Source organism: Pseudomonas batumici (assembly GCF_000820515.1).
Taxonomy (GTDB): domain Bacteria; phylum Pseudomonadota; class Gammaproteobacteria; order Pseudomonadales; family Pseudomonadaceae; genus Aquipseudomonas; species Aquipseudomonas batumici.
In genome coordinates this window covers 56520-78308 of record NZ_JXDG01000031.1, presented here as the reverse complement: position 1 = coordinate 78308, position 21789 = coordinate 56520, and the positions used below count along the sequence as shown (strand labels likewise).

Below are 21789 nucleotides of genomic sequence, written 5' to 3'. Positions count from 1 at the left end.
GAAGGTGTTTTCAAGATAAGTGACCGATCTGAAAACAGATTTTTCGACCCCCAGGAACCCCTTATGAACGTACTGATCGTCCACGCCCACCCCGAACCGCAATCCTTCACCGCCGCGCTGCGTGACCAGGCGGTCCAGACCCTGCAAGCCCAGGGCCACACCGTGAACGTGTCCGACCTCTACGCCATGCACTGGAACCCGGTCGCCAGCGCCGAGGACTTCTCCGCCCGGGACAACCCCGACTACCTGGTCTACGCCCTGGAACAACGGCTCGGCGTCAAGACCCGGAGCCTCGCCCCGGACATCCAGGAGGAACTGGACAAGCTGCTCTGGGCCGACCTGCTGATCCTCAATTTCCCGATCTACTGGTTCTCCGTGCCGGCCATCCTCAAGGGCTGGATCGACCGGGTGCTGGTGTCCGGCGTCTGCTACGGCGGCAAGCGCTTCTACGACCAGGGCGGCCTGGCGGGCAAGAAAGCGCTGGTCAGCGTCACCCTCGGCGGGCGCGAGCACATGTTCGGCGAGGACGCGATCCACGGCCCACTGGAAGACATGTTGCGCCCGCTGCTGCGTGGCACCCTGGCCTATGTCGGACTCGACGTGCTGCCGCCGTTCGTGGCCTGGCACGTGCCCTATATCAGTGCCGATGCCCGCGAGCAATTCCTGGTCGGTTACCATCAGCGCCTGGAAAACCTCGACCAGGACAGTCCCCTGGTCTTCCCGCGCCTGGCACAGTTCGACGAGGCGCTGTATCCCATCCGCTGACATGACGTTGTACAGTCAGCCATCGACCTTGAAGAGGGCAGGAGCACTATGGCCGAGGAAGCGCGTTTTCTGCGTATGGACCCCGAATTGCGCAAGGCCAATCTGGTCGCCGCGACCTTGCGTTGCCTGAAGAAGTACGGCTTTGTCGGCACCTCGATCCGCAAGATCTGCGCCGAAGCCGGGGTGTCGGTGGGCTTGATCAGCCATCACTACGCCGGCAAGGACGAACTGGTGGCCGATGCCTACCTGCAGATCACCGGGCAGGTCATGGGCCTGTTGCGCGACTCGGTGGCGAAGGCGGGCAGTGGCGCCCGCCGGCACCTGTCGGCGTTTTTCGAAGCGTCGTTCTCCGAGCGCCTGCTCGACCCCGAACTGCTCGAAGCCTGGCTGGCGTTCTGGGGCGCGGTGAAAACCGCCGAGGCCATCAACCGCGCGCACGATCACTCCTATGGCGAGTACCGCACCATCGTGGGCAATGCCCTGACCCTACTGGCCGAAGAGGAGGGTTGGAGCGGGTTCGATAGCGGCCTGGCGGCCATCGGCCTGAGCGCCTTGCTCGACGGCCTGTGGCTGGAATGCGGGCTCAACCCCAGCACCTTTTCCCCGGCCCAGGGCGTGCAGATCTGTGAAGCCTGGGTCGATGGCCTGCAAATGGGCGGCTACCGGCGTTTCATCCAATAGCTTTTCGCGGCTTGTTGATCAACTGTTCAACAAGCGCTACAGTGCATCGCAAATGCCTACCGCTTCGCATAATTCCAAGCATCGGCCGTTCGCGGCACGAACAGGAGCCAGGTCATGAAGGTGATGCCGCGCGTGCTGATCGTCGAGGACGATCGGCTGATCCGTGAACAGTTGGAGGCGTGTCTGACCCAGGATGGGTATGAAGTTCACTGTGTCGACTCCGCCGAGCAGGCCGAGGCCTGCCTGAGCCATTCCCCGGTGGCGCTGGTGTTGCTCGATAGGCAGCTGCCGGGGGCGGACAGCCTGTACCTGACCCGCCAATGGCGGCAGCGCTCGGAGATCGGGATCATCCTCATCGGCGAGCACAACGACGATGCCGAGCGGATCGCCGGCCTGGAGTGCGGTGCCGACGACTACCTGGATACGCCCCTGAATCTGCGCGAGCTGGTTTCCCGTGCACGCAACCTGACGCGCCGGGTGTGTCACCTGCAACCGGTCATGTCGACGCTGTCCAGCCCGCACCTCGAGCATTTCGCCGACTGGACCCTGGACGCCGACCGCCGTCGCCTGAAGGCCGGCGACGGCAGTGAAACCCTGCTCAGCCACGGTGAGTTCCAGTTGCTCAACGTGTTTATGCGCAACAGTGGCCACACGCTGAGCCGCGACCAGTTGATGGAGCAGTTGCGCAACCGCGAATGGCTGCCCAGCGACCGCTCCATCGATGTCCTGGTCGGGCGCCTGCGGCGCAAGCTCCATGACAACCCGGCCGCGCCGGAACTGATCATGACCATCCATGGGGCGGGCTATCTGTTCACCGCCCGGACCTCAAGGGCGGCTTGAATCAGACGTTGGTGGATTCGACCAGGCGTACCAGCGCCACCTCCTTGACCAGCGCCTGGCTCAGGTCGTCGATGCTGGCGAACAGCCGGGTTTCGTTGAATCCCCAGCGCGGATGAACGATATAGAACTTGCCAGTGCCCCTGTCGGTTCGGATAAGCGTCGTGACCAGGGCGCGGTTCTTGGAACGATTGATGATCACAGGCCCCTGCGGGGCCATTTCGATAGTGAACATGCCTGCCTGGGTGAGTTTTGGATGGGTGTCGAGCCTGGGCTGGCGCAGGTAGTTGACGCTGCTGAGTTCGACCACTTGTTGCATATCGGCTTGCTTGAGTACCCATATCAGGTCGTCAATGCTTTTGTATTGGATTCCACGGATCTTGATGTTCAGAGGGCCCTCGAGATCGATATGAAACACCTCTGAACCGTCGGGAAGCTGGCTCCGTATCACCGGCTGCTCCCGCGCGACCAACTGGCGTCCAGGGTTCTGGGGATCGATCGGCCGGTAGACGATCGTGTACTGATCGCCGGTTTGTTCGAGTAGGAAATCCCCGGGCTTGATCAGCAGCCCCCTGTGAGGCTTCGGTACCTGGGGCAGAGCTTGGGGCGCCACGTTCACTTCCAGCTTCGCATCGCCTTGTACTGGCTGGATATCCTGTGCGTATTTGCCTTGGGTGAACTCTCCTGGATCACGCAGGACGCGCAACGGCAAGGGTTGCCCGCCGACATCGACAGTTCGCAGGTTGACGGCCCCCAACAGGTCGGCCAGGCCCGGCTCGCGGCGCAGGGCGCCGGCGTGTGAGTCCTGGGTCAGGGCCATCCAGCGATGCGGGCCCTGTTGCAGTTGGTCCGCAATGATGACTTGGCGGCCATAGTATTTCAGGGTTTTGGCCCGATCCGGGGTGTAGCCGCCCAGGCCCTGGCGGTAGCTCGTGGCACAGTCGAGCGCCTGGACGCGAATGCCATTCTCCTGGGCGCTGCGAATCACCTCATGCAATGCGTGCGGGCCGTTCGGGTCGATGCCCTGAGCGGCATCCTGCCGTCTCAGTGTGTCCCTCAGGCGTTGGGGCATGACGCCGGTACGATGGAAATCATTGAGGTGAACCTGGTCGAAGTCCGTCAGGAGGTTTTCCAGGTACAGGGTCTTGACCTGGTGTTCCGTGGCGAGCGACTGCATGTTGTCGATCAGGAACCTGCGGCCGCCTCTTCCCCGGTAGGCGGCACTGAGGACGATACCGTTCCCGGTCCGGTAGCCACGTCCGATCAGTTGTGTTGCCAGCCCGGCCTCCAGCAGGTCGGGCGCCAGTGTTCTGGCCACGGGGAGCGGTCTTTCGGCGAAGAAACTGTGTGCGTCTTCAAGCAACCGTTGCGAGATTGAGTGCACTTGCGCGGCGGCCTGCCGCTCCAGTGCGGTAGCACTCGGAACAACCCAAGCAGGATCAAGCCTTGCGGTGGTCGAGCGAATGATCTCTTCGAGCGCCCCCCGGTGAGCGGCCGGGATCTCATAACGTGCGGTGCCGACCGTCTCGGGTGCGCCGCCCAGCAGGCGATTCCTGGGCAGGGCCTGCCAATGGTTGCCGACCTGGACGAGCTCGATGTCTTCCGCCCAGTAGTGTTCCTTGAGCACGTAGCGCTTGTCACCCCGGGAGCCGGTGCGGTACCACTTGCCTTCCAGTTTCACGTACTGTTCCTTGCGTGTCGCGCGGTCGACGAACAGCCCGTTGCGGGTATAGTCCAGTTCCGGCGGCGTGCGAACTTCATAGTCCTTGAGGTCCGAGGCCAGGGACCTGAGGGATGTCGCCGTCGAAGGCTCCGCGGTCAGCAGCGATTCTCGGAGACCGTCGTCGCCGATCCGGCTGGTCTTGACCAGACGGGAAGTCTTCGCGCCGGGAAGCGACCGTAGCTGCCGCAACAGGGGCCTGATCGGTTGCATTGGAAAGGGTGCCGCGGCGTCAAGGAGCGTCTGGATCAGCGCCTCCTCGGCTTCCTGATGATGACCCAGGGCAAGTGCCTGGCCGAAGTTGGCCAGGCCGTACATGCCACGCAACAGATAGACCGGCAGGCTGAGCTGCAAGGGGGCAGCGGCGAGGACTACCTCCATGACGAAGCGCCAGCCCGCGTTGATCCAGTACCAGAGCGTTTCACTGCCCACCCGTTGGTTGCTGGCTGCGAAGTATTCCACGCTGTTGATCAGATGCCTGGCCCTGGCCTCGTACAGCGTGGTGAACAGATCGCCTTCGATGGGAACGTAACGGACCAGCGGGAATTGACGGGCGAACAGCTTGGCTGGGTCCCATTGTTCGTTCCGGGCGGCCCGTGCGATACAGTAGTTCTTCCAGTCTTGCCGGCGTAGCAACGCCTTGATCGCCGAGGCATCCGCCAGCTCGCGCCAGGCTTTCCCATCGGGAGCTTGCGGCGTGTAGAGCAACAAGGTGCTGGCGGGGGCGTTGGTGCTGATGACCAGTACCTCGTCGATGGTCATGCCGTTGCGTGCCTGGTCCGTACCGCCGAGCATCAGGTAGTTGGCGTGGACCGCGTAGCCATCCAGCAGCGGGCGGCGCTGTGCCGAGGGGTACTTGAGCAGATGTTCGATGCGCCTGTAGCCACGCTCCAGGGCGCTGTCCTTGGGATCGAGAAAATCCCCGCTCAGGCGCGCGACATAGGCCTGCAGCTTCATCCGTGCCCGTTGCCCTTCGAGCCAGGTCGCGCGCAGCGACGCATGGTCCGGGCCCAGCAGTTTCTGCTCAAGCAGCGTCTTGTAGCGGCCAGGTGCGTCCACGGCGGTGACGATACCCCGCACCTGGCTGTCCGATAGGCTGAATGCAGGCCCTGTCGGATTGCTGATTTCGGCCTTGTAACGGACCGTTTCGCCCAGGCGCACGCCCTTGATGTTCTCCAGCGCCAGGGCTGTCAACGACAGACTGCGGGGGGCACGTACCCTGTCGACCGGTGGATGGCTTTGCCAGGCCGGGCTCAGGTGGTGGGTGGTGCGAGTGACATGCACCACGATGTTGTCGGGGGCGATCAGGACCTGGGGATAGTGCTGTTGCAGATGAGTCTTCAGCAGACCGGCGGCGTAGGCCTTGAGGACCGGCAGGTCGCTGAGCGAAGCCGGGACCGGGTTGGCTTCCAGGGTGGGCCGCCACAAGGCGGCAAGTCGGGTCTGTTCGTCCGGGCTGATGCTGTTGATTCGGTTCAACAGGTCGCTGAACATCAGGTCGCGATTGCGCCGCCTGAGGACCGGGACGATATCCAGCAACCTGGCCAGGCTGATGGCGCCGTTCACTTGCCGGGCGAACTCGCCGACATCATTGTGCAGGCCCGGAGCGCCTTTGGCGAAGCGCCAGGTATCGATGAAATCGGCTTTCTGCTTGGCGAGCAGGCCGTCCACCAGGCGCTGGAAGGGATCGCCTTCTTCGATCCGGAAGCTGAACGGCGCGCTGCGATCGGCAGCGCTCGCGGGACTCCAGGTGCGCTGGCTCTGCGGCAGCAGATCGAGCAGCGATTCGCGCTCGACCTCGTCATCGAGGCGCTGGACCAGGCTCTTCCTCAGTGCCTGCAACGAAGTGAATTGCTCCAGGCCGCGACCGATCTGATAGAGCAACGCAGGCAGTTTGTAAGTGTCCTCATCGGGACTGCGGGTGATGACCAGGCAGCCTTGCAGAATCAGGCCCTGCGGTTGCAAGGCGATCCGGTAGACATGAACCGGCCCGCTCCCGGGGAATTTTTTCAGGCGTTGCTCATGGGTGGGGTGGTCCAGGACCCGCTCCAGGTCCTCCCGGTTGCTTTTATCCAGGTTCAGATCCAGTTCGCGCAACTGCGCTTCCAGGCGAATCTGGGTCTGCAGGTTTTCCCGCAGCAGCGGCGCGGCACTGATCCAGAAACTGTCCAGGTGTTCTGCAAGACGCGTGTCGAAGCCAAGGCTCGCGTCATCCAGGGTTTTGCCGAAGCGCCCGAGGTCCAGGCCACTCAGTTGCTGTTCGGCGTAGGCGTCGGTTGGGTTGGCGTAGAAGCCGTTCGTGGCCGGGTCGAACGTCTGGACATTGCCGGCCAGGTGCCGGGTAAAGACCTCCGTCAGCGTGCGCGACTGCCTGACAGCGCGATAGCGGACCTGCTCGCCGCGTTCTTCGGTGTCCGACAGGGGCCAGTACAGGGTTTGCTCATAGGTGTTGAGGAAGATCCCATCGGGATCCTTCGAGGCCGCCTGGGGAAAGTCGCGCGCCAGTTGCCGGCCCAGGAGCAGCGCGGCGAACCAGCGGAAATTAGGCTGCTGGCGCGCCAGCAGCAGGGTGCGTTCATTGGTGGCGGCCAGGGCATCGAAGGTGGCTCGCTGGCTCTGGGCGAGTGGGTCGGGGGCGGCGAAGCTGGTGGAGGGATCCTGTTGGTAGCCATTGCCATCGGAAAGACGGTGTGAGGGTTCCATGGGGGGGAGTCCTAGCAAGGCGCGTAGATGGGCGCGTGAAAGAGGAGGGTGCTGGCGTAGCAGGCGCTGGATGGCCTGGCGGTCCGTCAGGCCGAGTCGGTTGCGCAGCGAGTCGGGCAGGGTCGCCAGGACCGCGGGCAGGTCGGGCTTCGGTGCTTGCACCAGACCTTCGGCGGCATGCAGGGTGAAGTGGCCATCGCGGCGCAGGATGAGGTGGATCTGTTGTGCCTGTGGGTCGCCGACGCTGGTCAGGAGGGCGCCGTCCGGCGTCTGGTCGCGCAGGTCCAGCCGCACACCGCTCGGCGGCCAGTTCGGCAAGGTGGCGAGGGTGTGCAGTATCAGCCGGTGAGTGTCGTCGTTGCGCTGCCGGCTCTGCAGAAAGAGACCCTCATAGGCCTGGTTCAGGCGTTCCTCTTGCAGATACCAGTGGGCGTCGAGCCGTTGACGCTCGCTCAGTTCGCCCTCGGACAGTTTCAGCGACTGAAGGTCAGGCTCGGTCGAGTTGGCGAGCAGTTCCTGGGCCGCCGACAGGGAGAGCAAGGGGATTCGGGTGCGCAGCAGATTCACCAGCGGATCACGGGATTGCTGCCTGAAGGCATGGAGGTTGTCGAACAGTTCCTCCCGGCGAGAGGACAGCAGGGGGGCAGCCTTGCGCTTGAGCGCCGACAACTGGGTCTCGAGGGTGGCGTACTGCGCGCCCAGCAGTGACTCTTTCTGGGCCGGGCTCATGTGTTGCAGAACGCTGCTCCACAGCGTGCCATCGAGCACCCGGGCCCGGCTGACCCGCACCCTCGGCAGGCTGGGTGACAGGTCGGGGCCGTACTCGGCGGCGGCCGAATCCCCGGGGGAGTCGTACACCTGCAACACACTCGTCGCTGGCCAGATCAGTTCCAGGCTGACCAGTTGCAACTGCCAGTACAGGGACGTCACCCCGGAGATGGGGGCAGGGTCATGGCTCAGCCCGTCGATGAAGTGCTGTATCTCCTGCTCCAGTTCGAAGCGTGCGCGGGTGTCGAGCAGCAGCGCCGGCACCTGTCGGGATTCGCTGTAGGCGGCGCGCAAGGCGGGGCTGTCGATACCGCTGGCAAGCCGAATGCGTCGGGCGGTCTCGTCGGGCAGGTCGCGGAGAAAATGCTCGATGGCGTGTTCCAGTGAAACCGACGCGGCGGCGCCTGCGGGGGGCTCGCTCGGGGTGATCGGAGGGCTCATGTCGAGGGTCCTTGTCGTTGCGTGATGGACGTCATTCAACGCGCAAGCCCAAGGCGGCGGGCGGTAATTAATGCTGGAGGCGAGGATGTTCAAAGATGTAACAGGTCCGCGCCGGGCGCAATCAGCGATGGGTTTATTGCTTTTTAAAACAATGGGTTGGATCGAATTGGCGGCTTTTTTGGGGGCTCCGTGAAAGGATTGCCATGCTATTGAACAAGTGTTTAATATCGTCGAGCGGTCCCCCATCACGCAGAACAACAAGACGAGGGCTACCATGATCTCCCAATCGACCCCGCAAGCTGCTTCCACCCCGCTCACCGGCGGCCAGGCCCTGGTACGCCTGCTGGCCCACTATGGTGTCGACACGGTGTTCGGCATTCCCGGCGTGCACACCCTGGAGCTGTATCGCGGCCTGCCCGGCAGCGGCATCCGGCATGTGCTGACCCGCCACGAACAGGGTGCCGGTTTCATGGCCGACGGTTATGCCCGGGTCAGCGGCAAGCCCGGTGTCTGCTTCATCATCAGCGGCCCCGGCGTGACCAATGCCGCCACCGCCATCGGCCAGGCCTACGCCGACTCGATTCCGCTGCTGGTGATTTCCAGCGTCAACCACACTGCCAGCCTGGGCAAAGGCTGGGGTTGTCTGCATGAAACCCAGGACCAGCGGGCGATCACCGCGCCCATCACCGCGTTTTCCGCGGTGGCCCTGAGCACCGATGACCTGCCGGAACTGATCGCCCGCGCCTTCGCCGTGTTCGACAGCGAGCGGCCGCGCCCGGTGCATATTTCGGTGCCGCTGGATGTGCTGGCCGGATCGATCAGCCGTGATTGGAGCCATGAGGTTGTGCGCCGCCCCGGGCGCGGGTTGCCGAGCGCCCAGGCACTGGAAGAGGCCGCCCGGCGGCTGCAACAGGCCCGGCGGCCGATGATCATCGCCGGTGGCGGCGCGCTGGCCGCCGGGGCCCAATTGCAGGCCTTGAGCGAACGCCTGGCCGCGCCGTTGTTCACCAGCGTCGCCGGTAAAGGTCTGCTGGCCCCGGATGCGCCGTTGAATGCCGGTTCAAGCCTGTGCGTCGAGCCGGGCTGGGAACTGATCGCGCAAGCCGATGTGGTGCTCGCGGTCGGCACCGAAATGGCCGATACCGATTACTGGCGTGAACGCCTGCCGCTGAGTGGCGAAGTGATCCGGGTCGATATCGACCCGCGCAAGTTCAACGATTTCTATCCCTGTGCCGTGGCCTTGCACGGGGATGCGCAACAGACCCTCGCCGACTTGCTGACACGCCTGCCGCTGCAGCCCCGGGATGCCCGGGAAGCGGTGACGGCGGTGGCGACCTTGAGAGCCGCTGTGCGCGCCGGCCATGCTCCGTTGCAGAGCATCCACCAGCACATTCTCGACCGCATTGCGGCGGCGATGCCGGCGAACACCGTGATCAGCAGTGATATGACCCAGTTGGCCTACACCGGCAACTACGCCTTTGCCAGCCGGGCCCCGCGCAGTTGGTTGCACCCCACCGGCTACGGCACCCTGGGTTACGGGTTGCCGGCGGGGATCGGTGCCAAGTTCGGCGCCCCGCAGCGTCCCGCCCTGGTGCTGGTGGGGGATGGCGGTTTTCTCTACACGGTCCAGGAGTTGGCCACCGCCGTCGAGGAGCTGGACAGCCCGCTGGTGGTGCTGCTCTGGAACAACGACGCCCTCGGGCAGATCCGCGACGACATGCTCAACCTGGATATCGAGCCGGTGGGGGTATTGCCGCGCAATCCGGATTTCGCGCTGCTGGCCCGGGCGTTCGGCTGCACCGTGTGCGAGCCGCTGAGCCTGGATGAGCTGGAGCGCGACCTGCGGGCGGGTTTCGCCCATGCCGGTGTGACCCTGATCGAGCTGAAGCACGCCTGCGCTCGCTGAGTCTTTGTGGCAAGCCCGCTCGCCACACTGCCAGACAGACTTTCCAGACCGACTGATGGAGAACAATAACAATGAGCACCTACACCCATCTGTATATCAACGGTGACTGGGTCATGCCCCATGGCAGCGGTGTCGCCGAGGTGATCAACCCGGCGACCGAAGCCATCACCGGGCACGTCCCCCTCGGTGATGAACGGGATGTCGAACACGCCGTCACCGCCGCACGCCGGGCCTTTCCCAACTGGTCGCGAACCCCGGCCAGTGAGCGCGCCGCTTATATCCTCGCGCTGGGCCAGCAACTCAAGGCCCGCGCCGGGGAGATGGCCGCGCTGATCACCGCCGAGCTGGGCATGCCGGTGCAATGGTGCCAGTCGGTGCAGGTCGACGGTCCGCTGGAGGGCTTGCTCAGCTACGCCGAAATCGCCGCGCTGATGGAGCAGCAGCGCGAAGTCGGCAACTCCCTGGTGATCCGCGAAGCGGTGGGCGTCTGTGCCTTTATCAACCCGTGGAATTACCCGCTGCATCAACTGATCGGCAAGCTAGCGCCGGCCCTGGCGGCGGGTTGCACGGTGGTGGTCAAGCCGAGCCAGGAAACCCCGCTGCATGCCTTCCTGCTGGCCGAAATGATCGACGCTATCGGCCTGCCGGCCGGGGTCTTCAACTTGGTCAGCGGACCCGGTGCCAAGGTCGGCGAAGCCCTGGCCCGGCATCCGGACGTGGACATGGTCTCGTTCACCGGCTCGACCGCCGCCGGCGTGCGGGTGTCGATGGCCGCCGCGCCGACGGTCAAGCGGGTCTGCCTGGAGCTGGGCGGCAAGTCGCCCTTTCTGATCACCGCCGATGCCGACCTCGGCGCCGCCGTGCGCCATGGCGTGCAGGACGTGATGATCAACTCCGGGCAGACCTGCACCGCCTTGACCCGCATGCTGATTCCCCGCAGTCGCTATGCCGAGGCGCTGGAGCTGGCGCGGGCCGAAAGCGAAAGCCTCAAGGTCGGCGACCCGCTGGACCCGCAGAGCTTTCTCGGGCCGATGTGCTCGGCGTCCCAGCGGCGCACCGTGCTCGATTACATTCGCGTCGGCCAACAGGAGGGCGCCCGGCTGTTGAGTGGTGGCGCTTCGTTGCCGGCCGGACTGGAACGCGGCTTCTACGTGCGTCCCACGCTGTTCGCCGAGGTCGCTAACGGCATGCGCATCGCCCAGGAAGAAATCTTCGGTCCGGTGCTGTGCCTGCTGCCCTACGAGGACGAGGAACAGGCCGTGCGCCTGGCCAACGAATCGCCCTTCGGCTTGTCCAGCGCGGTCTGGGCCGGCACCCCGGCGCGGGCTCTGGAGCTGGCGCGCGGGCTGCGCGCCGGACAGTGCTTTGTCAACGGCGCCGCCTTCAACTACCGGGCCCCGTTCGGTGGCTACAAGCAATCGGGCAACGGTCGCGAATGGGGTGAGGAAGGGCTGGCGGAATTCGTCGAGACCAAGGCGATCCAGTGCTGAAAAGCGGCGCGACTGTCGTGAAAACGACCTGTTTGCGCTGAACGCGAAGCTGACCGATCTTTCCTGTTGAACGACTGTTCAGCTTCGACTATGTTGGCTCCATCCCGGCGGGTTGCGGGCTTGCGTTTCTTCCAATCAGAACGAGGCACTGGCATGCGGTTTTCACCTTTTGTCGAGCGGATCTGCGGTGACGGCGTCGCCGCCTGGGATATTCATCACGCAGCGTTCGAAGCCCAGCGTCGTGGCGAGGATGTGATCATCCTCAGCGTCGGCGACCCGGATTTCCCTACCCCCGATTTCATCACCGAGGCGGCCATCCAGGCGCTTCGCGAAGGCGACACCCACTACACCGAAATCGCCGGTCGCCTGGCCCTGCGCGAAGCCATCGCCGCGCGTTACAGCCAGCGCCTGGAGCGCCCGTTGCAAGCCGAAAACGTGATCACCGTGGCCGGCGCGCAGAACGCCTTGTTCATCGCTTCGCTGTGCCTGCTCAGTGCCGGTGACGAGGTGATTGCCCTGGACCCGATGTACGTGACCTACGAGGCCACCCTCAAGGCCTCCGGTGCGACCCTGGTGCGGGTGCCGTGCGAGGCGGACGCCGGTTTTCGTCTCGATGCCGCGCGGTTGGCCAAGGCCATCACGCCGCGCACCCGGGCGATCTTTTTCTCCAACCCGAACAACCCCACCGGCGTGGTGCTCAGCCGCGAAGAGCTGCAAGGCATCGCTGACCTCGCCATCGCCCATGACCTCTGGGTGGTGGTCGACGAGGTCTACGAGAGCCTGGCCTTCGAGCGCGAGCACGTCAGCCTGGCGGCCCTGCCGGGGATGGCCGAGCGCTGCGTGACCATCGGCAGCCTGTCCAAGTCCCACGCCATGACCGGCTGGCGGATCGGCTGGCTGGTCGCCGACCCGGTCCTGGTCGGCCATGCCGAAACTCTGGTGTTGAGCATGCTCTACGGCCTGCCGGGGTTTGTCATGGAGGCCGCGCTCAAGGCGGTGCAGGCCCACGATGAAGTGACCCAGGGGATGAGCGAGATCTATCGCCGGCGCCGCGACCTGGTGGTCGAGGGCCTGTCCGCTTGCCCGGGGATTACGGTACTCAAGCCCGATGCCGGCATGTTCGTGCTGGTGGATGTACGCGGCACCGGACTCAGCTCCCTGGAGTTTGCCTGGCGTCTGTTTCGCGAGGCCGGGGTCTCGGTGTTGGATGCGGCGGCCTTCGGTGAGCCGGCGCAAGGCTTTGTGCGGATCTCCTTCACCCTCGGCGAGGAACGCCTGGCCCAGGCCTGCCAGCGGATCCGCGAGTTTGTCCGGGGACTCATGGGCGAAGCGCCCCGGCCGCCGATCAGCCGCGTGACGGTTGAAAGCGCCGCGGAACCGGCCGCGACCAGGACCATGATCGAGGTCGACCGGCTGCACAAGCGCTTTGGCAATATCGAGGTGCTCAAGGGCGTGTCCCTGACGGCTCGCGAGGGCGAGGTGATCTCGCTGATCGGCGCCAGCGGCTCGGGCAAGAGTACCTTGCTGCGCTGCATCAACATGCTCGAAGTGCCGGACCAGGGCCGGATCCTGGTGGACGGCGAAAGCATTCACCTGAATTTCGACCGGCCTGGCGCGCCGCTGGTGGCCGATGCCAGGCAGCTGGTGCGCATCCGCTCCAGCCTGGGCATGGTGTTCCAGAACTTCAACCTCTGGCCCCATCGTACGGTGCTGGAGAACCTCATCGAAGCGCCGACCCAGGTCCTGCGTGAGAGCCGTGCCGAGGCCACTGAACGGGCCGAAGCCTTGCTTGAACGCGTGGGCCTCGCGGCCAAGCGCAACGAGTACCCGGCGTTTCTCTCCGGGGGACAGCAACAACGGGTGGCGATCGCCCGGGCCCTGGCCATGCGGCCCAAGGTCATGCTGTTCGATGAACCCACCTCGGCACTCGACCCGGAACTGGTCGGGGAAGTGCTGCGGGTGATTCGCTCCCTCGCCGAAGAAGGCCGGACCATGATCCTGGTGACCCATGAGATGGCCTTCGCACGCGATGTCTCTTCCAAAGTGGCCTTTCTGCATCAAGGGCTGATCGAGGAAACCGGTTCGCCGGATGAAGTGTTCGTACACCCACGCAGCGAGCGTTGCCGGCAATTCGTCAACGCTCATCAGACTCGCTAACGCATATAAAAAAAACGAGGCAACATCATGGGAAATCGACGTTTGGCAAACTGGTTGACGGGCGTGGCCTGTGTCCTCCTGGCCGGCATGAGTGCGGCGCAGGCCGCACCCATCCGATTCGCGGTCGCGGCAGAACCCTATCCGCCGTACACCGAGAAGCAGGCCAACGGTGAATGGAAGGGCTTTGAAGTCGACCTGATCCACAAGCTGTGCAGCGAAATGAAAGCCGAGTGCGAGATCAAGGAAGTGGCCTGGGACGGGATCATCCCGTCGCTGCTGGCGAAGAAGATCGACGTGATTTTCTCCTCCATGTCGGTGACCGAGGAGCGTGAGAAACAGATCGCCTTCAGCAAGGCCTACTACGATTCGGCGGTCGCGCTGGTCGGGCCCAAGGGCGTTTCGGTGAAGAAGTATCCGGATGACCTCAAGGGCAAGATCATCGGCGTGCAGAACTCGACCGTGAGTGCCAGCTACCTGAAGGCCTACTACGAGAAGATCGCCGATGTGAAGTACTACGACACCCAGGATTCGGCCAACGCCGACCTGATTGCCGGGCGCATCGACCTGATGATGGCGGACGCCACGGCCATGGTGGCCTTCATCAAGACCGCCGATGCCAAGGACCTGGCCTACCTGGGCGCGGTGCCGTATGACCCGATCTTCGGTAAGGGCGTGGGCGCCGGCCTGCGCAAGGATGACACCGAGCTCAAGGCCCGTCTCGACAAGGCGATCAAGACCTTGCTGGCGAGCAAGGACTATGACGAGCTCTCCCAGAGCTATTTCGGTACCAGTGTGAAACCTGCGTTCTGACCTGAACAAAAAACCTATGGAAAACGCAGAACCTGTGTAGGAGCCAGCTTGCTGGCGATGGCGTCTGGATGAGCACCGCAAGGCTTAAGGGCCTCATCGCTGCGATGCGGCGTCCCGACAAGCCAGCTCCCACAGGGTTTGTATTGCAAGGTTGGTTGACCGGTATGAGTGCAAGCCCGGTTCCCACAGGTGAGGTGGTGCTTTCAAGGCCGCTGACTGGAGACTGAAATGCCAGCGATGTTCGAATTGATCGATTTCAGCGAACAGGGATGGGGCAGTGCGCTGTTGAAGGGGCTCTGGATGACCCTGCAGATATCGGCCGGGGCCTTTGCGGTCGGGCTGCTCATCGGGTTGGTGGTGGCGTGCCTCAAGCTGGGCGCGCCGAAACCGATCGCGGCGCTGATGCGCGGCTACACCACGTTGTTCCGGGCGGTTCCGGAGTTGTTGCTGATCCTGTTGTTGTACTACGTCGGTTCCATGCTGCTCAACGCGTGGCTGGCCCAGCTCGGCTACGACGCGATGAATGTCAGCGGTCCGCTGGCGGCGATCCTGGTGCTGGGATTGGTTCAGGGCGCCTATGCCTCGGAGATTTTCCGGGCGGCGATCCAGGCGATTCCCTATGGCCAGATCGAGGCGGCAAGGGCCTTCGGCCTCAGCGGTTTCGCTCTGTTCCGCCGGGTGACGCTGCCGATCATGGCGCCCTATGCCATGGCCGGGATGGCCAACCTGTGGATCAACCTGATCAAGGACAGTGCGCTGATCAGCGTGGTCGGCACCAACGAGCTGTTGTACACCGCCAAGCAGGGCGCGGGGTCGACGCGCCACTACCTGTTGTTCTACCTCACCGCTGCCGCGCTGTATTACGCGGTGACGCTGGTGTCCAACTGCCTGTCGGCACGGTTCGAGCGACGTATCCGTCGCTGGATGCCCTTGGCGGAGTGAATGAAATGATTCCAGCGTGGATATTTGAATACGTGGCCTTGTTGGGTCGCGGCTTGCAAACGAGCATCAGCCTCCTGTTGATCTCCAGTGTGCTGGGGTTCGTGCTGGCGGTGCTGGTGGCCCTGGCCCGGTTGTCGAAAAACCGCCTGGTCGCCAAGGCCAGCCTGTTCTACACCAGCGTGCTGCGCGGTACGCCGCTGCTGATCCAGATCTACATCTTCTACTACGGGCTGGGCAGCCTGTTCGCGCAGTTTCCGCTGATTCGCGGCAGTTTCCTCTGGCCCTACCTGCGTGACGGCTACTGGTACATCGTGTTCGCCCTGGTGCTGTCGGTGGGTGCCTATGTCGGCGAAGTGATTCGCGGGGGCTTGCTGGCGGTGCCCAAGGGCGAGATGGAAGCGGCCTCGGCCTTTGGCATGACGCCGCGCCAGTCGCTGTTGCGGGTGCGCCTGCCGCGGGCCCTGCGCTTGTTGCTGCCGACGCTGGCGGGGGAGAGCGTGATGCTGCTCAAGTCCACGGCGCTGGCCTCGACCATTGCGGTGATCGACCTGCTGGGGGCCGCCAACGTGGTGCGCGCGCAGACCCTGCAGGTCTACCAGCCGTTGCTGCTGGTGGCCGGGGTCTATGTCTGCCTGACCTTCCTGATCGAGGCGCTGTTTGCCTTCGCCGAACGGCGCGGGACGCCGCTGCGCAGGTCGGTCTGATGACGACGCCACGGGTCGATCGTTCGCTGCAGGGCATCGGCCTGTGCACGCTGGGGTATGCCTTCCTGGCCTTGCAGGACGCCGCGATCAAGTGGCTGGTGGCGGATTATTCGGTGATCACCGTGCTGTTCTGGCGCGGCCTGGTGGTGGTCGTGGCCTGCCTGCTGGCCGGGCGCCTGTGCCTGGTCCGGCGCGCCTGGCAGTCGCCCAGCCGGCGCCTGCTGGTGGTGCGCGGGCTGCTGTCGATCGTCGCCTGGCTGCTGTATTACACGGCGGCGCGGGACCTGACCCTGGCGGAGATGACCACCCTGTATTTCTCCGCGCCGATCATGGTCACGGTGCTGGCGGCGCTGATCCTCAAGGAGCGCGCCACGGGCTGGCAATGGTTCACCCTGGTCATCGGTTTCAGCGGCGTGGTGATCGCCTGTCGCCCGAGCCACATGGCCGACCCCTGGCCCATCGTGCTGACACTGCTGGCGGCGCTGTGCTGGGCCTTTACCTACATCCAGCTGCGGCAGGTGGACGAACAGACCTCGGTGCTGGAACAGATGCTGATCACCAATGGGGTGTTTGTCATCTGCATGGCGCTGGCGCTGCCCTGGGCCCACACCCCGCCGTCGACCCCGGCCTGGCTGGGGATGCTCGGGGCGGGGCTGGTGGGCGGCATCGGCCAGTTCCTGCTGTTCGCCAGTTTCCAGCGGGCCACCGCGACCCTGCTGGCGCCGTTCGAGTACACCGGGCTGATCTGGGCGTTCCTGCTGTCGAGCCTGATCTGGGGCACGCTGATGGACGTGTCGCTGATCATCGGCGCCGGGCTGATCGCGCTCAGCGGCACCCTGGCGATGGTCTTCGGCCGCCACGCCTCACAGGACGTCGTCGGTGCCGAATGCTCCGTGACGCAACCCCTTTATCCAGCAGCGACAGATATGCAGGCCGTTGGCGGGGCTGAAGGTCTCGGGGTTCAGGCACCACTCGAGCCAGAGTCCGTCGAGCATCGCCGATAGGCCGATGGCGGCCAGGCGGCTGTCGTGGATCGTGAAACCTTCGGCGCGGGCCAAGTCGTCGAGCAGTTGGCGGATCAGGTCGAGGTAGGCGCGATAGCTTTTTTCATGGGACTGGCTGACGTGCCCGGAGTGGCGGATCAGGCTCCAGAACACCACCCAGACCCCGAGCAGTTGCGGGTCCATGATCCGTGGCGAGAAGGAACCGACCAGGAAGGCGTCGAGCTTTTCGGCGGCGCTGCCGGCTTGTCGCACCTCCTCGTGCAGGGTGCTGGTCAGCTCGCTGGCGAGCTTGTGGTAGGTGTCGGCGATCAGTGCATCGATGCTGCCGAAGTGGTGGTTGAGCAGGCCGACGGAGACGCCGGCCTCGCTGGCGATGCGGCGCACGGAGATGCCGGCATGGCCGTCCCGGGCCAGGCAGCGCAGGGTGGCGGCGATCAGCAGGTCGCGGCGCTCGTCGGGTTCGGCGCGACGGAATTTGCGGGTGTCGGTGCTCACGGGAGTCCTTGGATGCGGTGCCAGATCGGCGAGCTTAGTTGAACGTACGTTCAATTTCCACTGTCGAGGCTGGCGACGAACTGATTTTCAACGCTCATGAGGGGAGGGCAAGGGGATGGCGCAGGATATTTCGTTCAATGTCCGGGGTAACAACGGCGAGGACCTGCGGGTTGGCGCCTGGCGTTTCGACGGCGCCGGCAACGGCCCGAAGGTGCATGTGCAGGCCGGGGTGCATGCCGATGAAATCGCCGGCATGCTGGTGCTGCACCTGCTGATGCCGCGCCTTCGGCAAGCCGAGTCGGAGGGTCGTCTCAAGGGCAGCGTGACGCTGGTGCCACAGGCCAACCCGCTGGGCATCGGGCAGTTCCGCCAGGGGCGGATTCTCGGGCGTTTTCATGACGCCACCGGGCAGAATTTCAACCGCTCGTTCGACCAGTCGCAGGCGTTGCGGCGGCCGGCGACCAATGTCCAGCACTGGCAAAAAAGCCTGGTGGAACTGGCGGCCACGGCGGACCTGGTGCTCGACCTGCATACCGATGACGAAGCGCTGCCCTATGTCTATGTCCATCGTGCGTTCTGGCCCAGGGGCCGGGCGCTGGCGGCGGCGCTGAAGATGGACCTGGCGATTATCTGGGATGAGGGCGGTGACGGTTCTTTCGAGGAAACCCTCATCGCGCCCTGGCTACGCGACGGCGATACCGCGCAGCGTTTCGCCGCCACCCTGGAGTTGCGCGGCCAGGCCGATGTCAGCGATCGCCTGGCCGGGCAGGATGCCGACGGCTTGTACGCCTGGTTGTGTAGCGTCGGGGTGATCGACGAGGTACGGCCGCTGGCACAGTGGCCGGTGCAAGCGGTGGAGATGGGGCATATGGAGACGATTCTGGCGCCACGGCCCGGGGTGCTGGTCTTCGAAAAGGAACTGGGCGACTTCGTCGAGGAGGGGCAACGGTTTGCCCGGATCCTCGGGCGTCCGGGGGACGCCTCTTCCGAAGTGATCCTGCACGCAGCCCAGGCCGGGCGGATGGTCACCCGCTACCGGGACCGCCTGATAGCGCAGGGCTCGGTGGTGGCGAAGTTCACCGGCAGCCGGGTGTCGCGCAACTGGGCGGGCGGCTTGCTCGATCCCAACTAGGCCACACGCCATGGGCGGCGCCTACATGGCCATGCCCAGGGCCGAGCGGGGACCTACTGTTGTGGGGCGGCTCAGCAGGCCGGCATGGCGGTTGCGCAGGGCATGCACCTCCTGGGCGAGATTGTCCAGGAGGATCCGCCCACGGGGCGAGAAGTCGTCGCAGGCCTCGAGTTCCGGCAGGGCCTTGAGCAGGCCACGCAGGATACCGAGCATCCGTTCTTCCGCCTGCTGCATCTCCGCGGCCGGGCGCTGACGCACGCGCTCCAGGTACTTGACCTGGGCGAGCGCGGCGAAAAAGGCATGGGCATAACCCTGGAGATCGCGCTGCAGGCCGGACCAGGGCAGGCTGAACAGGCGTTCCCCGGCGCGTTGTTCATCGATGATCGGGCAGACTTCAACCAGGCTGTACAGTAACTGGTGAGTCGTTTCATGGACCAGTGACTCCTCGATGTCGAGGATCGAGTGGTCCTTGGCCGACAACAGGATGGCGCCGGTATAGCGCGCCGCCGAACAACTGCGGAAGGTGCCGTCGGGCAGGTAGCAGATCAGCTTGACCAGGTGCCGGAACTGCTCGTAGCAGGCCGGCCAGGTGTTGGCGATGCGTGACAGGGCGACGCTGACCACGTCGCGGAAGAAATGGATGGAGTAACCACTGCGCTCCAGCTGCCGGCGCGTGCTTTCGTCCTCGGGGAATTCATAGCCGGGCGGTGTCGCGGCGGCGATCAGCGGATCGACGTTGAAACGCCGGATCGGCGGATGGTTCGAGTACTGGTGGTCGGCCGCTGTCTGGGTGATGCGTTGCAGGACCGCCGGCAGTTCCAGCAGCATGCCCTGCAAGGACGACGGGTTGTCCGTGTGCCCGCTCAGTACCGCGTTGGCATGCTGGAACGCCAGGGCCATCCAGATCCGGAACACCGGGTCGTTGATGATCAGGCGGCGCTGGGCGACCGGCAGCAGGATCAGGTTCGTCGCACAGGCGAAAAACGGATTGAGCCGGGCGCTGCCTTCAAAGCGCTGGAAGCATTCGGCATAGAGTGCCGCGAACGTGCTGTAGCGCTGCTGGCTGAGCCGATCCAGCAGGCGGTGAAACCTGTCCGGGGTGGCGTCGGGTAAAAACGTGTTGTGCTGGAAGAGGTCGTCGAGCTGGGGTTGCGGCCGGGTGGTCATGTGGGCGTCCATGGGATCTGACTCGATGAATGACGAGCGCGCAATGACGCGCCTTCAAGAAATAGACGTATTGGATTTTTAAATCTTGACCGTACTTGGGTAGTGGCGGGAATCAATAACCGTCCGTGGGAATTGATTCACGGCAGTGGCGGGGTAATAACTTCACGATCACTACCCTTGTGATACATCAAGCGTGTTTGCGCAGGTTTAATCCATTCGAATCCGCTGCTGGTCGAAGGTGATGTGAGGCGCGAGAGGGCTGCGCAGGATTGTCGAGGTCGTCGCCAACTGGGCAACGTCCAGGCCCTTGAACGCCACCACCTCGTCGATACGCAGGATCATGCCCATATATTTGGCGGCATTGGCCGGATGCTTGTGCAGCTCCTTGGCGAATGACTCGTCCCTGATTGCGCGCCCCAGAATAGCGGCGAGACGTTCCTGATTGTTTGTATTGGACGCGGGCATGGTGATCTCCAGATAACGGTTGAAACTTTTAGGGCACAAGGCGAAATAACAGGCCGGAAGGCTGTTTTAACAAGAGGGATGTGCGAGTGAATATAGCAAGGTGATTTTGTTTTTCAATGTTGAGGTTATTAATTTTATGAAAGTTTCAGGGGCGGGCTTTGAAAGTGTCTTGATAATGTCTGTAGAAAATTCTTACAGTGTTTTATATGTGGGATAGTTCTGTAGTTTTATTCGTACATTAAAACGAATGCCGGTGATGCCATCCGGGCCCGGCCATTCGGTTTTCACGGCGTCGTGGCGCCCGGGGTCCTGTCTCTGACTGACGGCTCTTGTCAGGAAAATCTCACAGGAGTACAAATGTACTCCATGACGACTTTAAGCCCCCGCCGTACCGCCATCCTGACCTTCATCCGCGAGCGCATCGTGCGAAACGGTCAGCCCCCGAGCCTCGCCGAGATCGCCGAGGCCTTCGGTTTCGCCTCCCGCAGCGTGGCGCGCAAGCACGTGGTGGCCTTGGCCGAGGCCGGCTTTATCGAGGTCAATGCCCATCAGGCGCGGGGCATCCGCCTGCTCGATCAGGCGCCCCGGGCCGAGTTGCTGGATATTCCGCTGCTGGGCCGGGTGGCGGCGGGGCGGCCCATCGATGTCGATGCCCAGGTGGATCGCCGGCTGCTGCTCGACCCGACGCTGTTTTCCCGCACACCGGATTACCTGCTGCGGGTGCAGGGCGACTCGATGATCGGCGATGGGATTCTCGACGGTGACCTGGTGGCGGTACGCCGTACGGGCGAGGTGCGCAACGGCCAGATCGTCGTGGCCCGGCTCGACGGCGAGGTCACCATCAAGCGCTTCGAACGCAGTGCCACGGGCATCCGCCTGTTGGCGCGCAATCCGGCCTATGAGCCGATCGTCATCGACCCCGAGCATCAGGAACTGGCCATCGAAGGCGTGTTCTGCGGCCTGGTGAGGCCAGGGTGATGGGCGCCGTGGTTGCACTGGATTCGCTGCTGAACGAGCGCCGGGTCTGGAAAGGTCGGCCCGCGGTACAGGCCCCCCGCCTGCCATCGACCGGGCATGCCGCGCTGGATGCGGTATTGCCCGGTGGCGGCTGGCCAGAGTCGGCCTTGAGCGAAATCCTGATCGCCGGCGAGGGTGTCGGTGAGTTGCAACTGGTCTGGCCGACCCTGGCGCGCCTGTCCGCCCGGGGCGAACGGATCGTCCTGGTGGCGCCGCCCCATGTGCCCTATCCCCAGGCGTGGTTGAGCGCGGGTGTGGACCTGCGGCAGTTGTCGGTGATCCAGGCGGCAGCGCGTGATGCCTTGTGGGCGGCCGAACAGTGCCTGCGCTCCGGCAGTTGCGGGGCGGTGCTGTGCTGGCCGCAACAGGTCGACGACCGGGCCTTGCGGCGTTTGCAGGTGGCGGCGGAAAGCGGCCAGACCCTGGCCTTCGCCTACCGCTCGCTGGAGGAGGCGATCAATCCGTCACCGGCGGCCCTGCGGCTTGCCGTCGAAGGCCGGCCCGCCCAGTTGCGCGTGCTCAAGTGCCGGGGCGGGCTGGCGCATTCGGCACCGATTGCCTTCAACACAGGGCATTGAGGTCGGC

The 21789-nt window shown here is 64.3% G+C and carries 16 protein-coding genes and 1 pseudogene; 13 read left to right on the top strand and 4 right to left on the bottom strand.

Annotated features, from left to right (window positions below):
- The first annotated feature begins 63 nt into the window (after positions 1-63).
- The 3 genes from UCMB321_RS11705 to UCMB321_RS11695 all read left to right on the top strand — a co-directional run bounded on the left by UCMB321_RS11705 (position 64) and on the right by UCMB321_RS11695 (position 2286).
- Positions 64-765, top strand: a complete 702-nt coding sequence (locus UCMB321_RS11705; protein WP_040066727.1) for an NAD(P)H-dependent oxidoreductase — start codon at positions 64-66, stop codon at positions 763-765.
- Between the two features lie 48 nt (positions 766-813).
- Positions 814-1446 (top strand): TetR family transcriptional regulator C-terminal domain-containing protein, encoded by a 633-nt coding sequence (locus UCMB321_RS11700; protein ID WP_040066725.1) that lies wholly within the window; start codon positions 814-816, stop codon positions 1444-1446.
- 120 nt (positions 1447-1566) lie between these two features.
- On the top strand, positions 1567-2286 hold the full coding sequence (locus tag UCMB321_RS11695) for a winged helix-turn-helix domain-containing protein (RefSeq protein ID WP_040066804.1): 720 nt from the start codon (positions 1567-1569) through the stop codon (positions 2284-2286).
- Position 2287: 1 nt separating this feature from the next.
- Here the strand turns inward: UCMB321_RS11695 and UCMB321_RS11690 are convergent, their stop codons facing one another.
- Positions 2288-7915, bottom strand: a complete 5628-nt coding sequence (locus UCMB321_RS11690) for a membrane-targeted effector domain-containing toxin (RefSeq protein ID WP_040066722.1) — start codon at positions 7913-7915, stop codon at positions 2288-2290.
- A gap of 274 nt (positions 7916-8189) precedes the next feature.
- On the opposite strand from UCMB321_RS11690, the gene UCMB321_RS11685 reads away from it, so the two are divergent.
- From UCMB321_RS11685 to UCMB321_RS31390, 7 genes are all read left to right on the top strand, one after another.
- Positions 8190-9821 (top strand): 5-guanidino-2-oxopentanoate decarboxylase, encoded by a 1632-nt coding sequence (locus UCMB321_RS11685; RefSeq protein ID WP_052451148.1) that lies wholly within the window; start codon positions 8190-8192, stop codon positions 9819-9821.
- A 71-nt stretch (positions 9822-9892) separates the two neighbouring features.
- Positions 9893-11311 (top strand): aldehyde dehydrogenase family protein, encoded by a 1419-nt coding sequence (locus UCMB321_RS11680; RefSeq protein ID WP_040066720.1) that lies wholly within the window; start codon positions 9893-9895, stop codon positions 11309-11311.
- Between the two features lie 153 nt (positions 11312-11464).
- Positions 11465-13468: an aminotransferase class I/II-fold pyridoxal phosphate-dependent enzyme gene (locus UCMB321_RS31595; RefSeq protein WP_040066717.1), complete on the top strand. Its 2004-nt coding sequence runs from the start codon at positions 11465-11467 to the stop codon at positions 13466-13468.
- 27 nt (positions 13469-13495) lie between these two features.
- Positions 13496-14278 (top strand): transporter substrate-binding domain-containing protein, encoded by a 783-nt coding sequence (locus UCMB321_RS11670; RefSeq protein ID WP_040066715.1) that lies wholly within the window; start codon positions 13496-13498, stop codon positions 14276-14278.
- Positions 14279-14506: 228 nt separating this feature from the next.
- Positions 14507-15220, top strand: coding sequence for an ABC transporter permease (locus UCMB321_RS11665; protein WP_040066713.1), 714 nt, complete (start codon positions 14507-14509; stop codon positions 15218-15220).
- A gap of 5 nt (positions 15221-15225) precedes the next feature.
- Entirely contained in the window at positions 15226-15924 is a 699-nt protein-coding gene (locus UCMB321_RS11660; protein ID WP_040066710.1) for an ABC transporter permease, read from the top strand.
- Entirely contained in the window at positions 15924-16928 is a 1005-nt protein-coding gene (locus tag UCMB321_RS31390) for a DMT family transporter (protein ID WP_040066708.1), read from the top strand. Before UCMB321_RS11660 ends, UCMB321_RS31390 begins: the two co-directional genes overlap by 1 nt.
- Here UCMB321_RS31390 and UCMB321_RS30020 read toward each other — a convergent pair.
- A pseudogene (locus tag UCMB321_RS30020) lies at positions 16884-17312 on the bottom strand (TetR family transcriptional regulator C-terminal domain-containing protein); the annotation flags it as partial. The gene UCMB321_RS31390 and the pseudogene UCMB321_RS30020 overlap by 45 nt on opposite strands.
- A gap of 226 nt (positions 17313-17538) precedes the next feature.
- On the opposite strand from UCMB321_RS30020, the gene UCMB321_RS11645 reads away from it, so the two are divergent.
- The gene (locus UCMB321_RS11645) at positions 17539-18555 is read left to right on the top strand and encodes a M14 family metallopeptidase (protein ID WP_040066704.1); all 1017 of its coding nucleotides are present in this window, start codon (positions 17539-17541) and stop codon (positions 18553-18555) included.
- Positions 18556-18576: 21 nt separating this feature from the next.
- On the opposite strand, the gene UCMB321_RS11640 is transcribed toward UCMB321_RS11645, so the two are convergent.
- Positions 18577-19734, bottom strand: a complete 1158-nt coding sequence (locus UCMB321_RS11640; RefSeq protein WP_040066702.1) for an aKG-HExxH-type peptide beta-hydroxylase — start codon at positions 19732-19734, stop codon at positions 18577-18579.
- Positions 19735-19929: 195 nt separating this feature from the next.
- Positions 19930-20187, bottom strand: a complete 258-nt coding sequence (locus tag UCMB321_RS11635) for an Os1348 family NHLP clan protein (protein WP_040066699.1) — start codon at positions 20185-20187, stop codon at positions 19930-19932.
- A 357-nt stretch (positions 20188-20544) separates the two neighbouring features.
- Between UCMB321_RS11635 and lexA the strand changes: the two genes are divergently transcribed.
- Entirely contained in the window at positions 20545-21165 is a 621-nt protein-coding gene (gene lexA / locus UCMB321_RS11630; protein ID WP_040066698.1) for a transcriptional repressor LexA, read from the top strand.
- Positions 21165-21782 carry a translesion DNA synthesis-associated protein ImuA gene (gene imuA, locus UCMB321_RS11625; protein ID WP_040066696.1) on the top strand — a complete coding sequence of 206 codons (618 nt, stop codon included), beginning with the start codon at positions 21165-21167 and terminating at the stop codon, positions 21780-21782. The genes lexA and imuA overlap by 1 nt, the downstream gene beginning before the upstream one ends.
- Positions 21783-21789 lie beyond the last annotated feature (7 nt).